The 611-nt window shown below is 60.6% G+C and carries 1 protein-coding gene; it reads left to right on the top strand.

The genetic code is table 11. The features are described 5' to 3' along the window. The first annotated feature begins 94 nt into the window (after positions 1-94). Positions 95-568 (top strand): cyclic nucleotide-binding domain-containing protein, encoded by a 474-nt coding sequence (locus HU811_RS27120; RefSeq protein ID WP_186659201.1) that lies wholly within the window; start codon positions 95-97, stop codon positions 566-568. Positions 569-611: the final 43 nt, after the last annotated feature.

Here is a 611-nt window from a genome sequence, read left to right as displayed (position 1 = left end):
CACCGCCATCGCGAGCAGGCTCGCTCCCACGGGGATCTTCTATGCCCAGGGCACCGCGAAACCGTAGAGACCACAAGAAAAAGACCGTGACAACATGTCAGAACCGACCTTACTGAACAACGAAATCCGCGACTGGCTGATGGACTGCGGCCTGTTCGACCAATTGCAGCCTGTCGACTTCGCCGCGGCGTCGGGCTACTTCAGCATCAGCGCCATTTCCCAAGGGGAAGCGATTTTCCGCGAAGGCGATGCCGGCAGCTTCATGTGCATCATCCATTCAGGGCAAGTGGCCGTGCAGAAAACCGGCCCCGACGGCCAACCCGTCACCATCGCCACGCTGCGTAGCGGCCGGGCATTCGGGGAAATGGCAGTGCTTGACGGTGAACGGCGCTCGGCCAGTTGCATCGCCGCCAGTGATTGCCAATTGCTGAACCTGGGCAAGGATTCCCTGGAAAAAATGCTCAACGATGCACCGAAAATCGCCGCCAAAATCATTCGAGCCCTCGCCGTCTCCCTGTCCAAGCGCCTGCGCATGGCCGATGGGCAGTTGCTGGCGCAACAGGTCTGACCTTAGCGCCACAGCACCTGTGGGAGCGAGCCTGCTCGCGATA

Origin of the sequence: Pseudomonas tehranensis (assembly GCF_014268615.1) — a bacterium.
GTDB lineage: Bacteria > Pseudomonadota > Gammaproteobacteria > Pseudomonadales > Pseudomonadaceae > Aquipseudomonas > Aquipseudomonas tehranensis.
This window is presented reverse-complemented; position numbering and strand designations above follow the sequence as displayed.

Bases quoted from the DNA above. Each gene is read 5' to 3' on its own strand.
- HU811_RS27120 (WP_186659201.1), top strand. From the start codon at position 95: ATGTCAGAACCGACCTTACTGAACAACGAAATCCGCGACTGGCTGATG.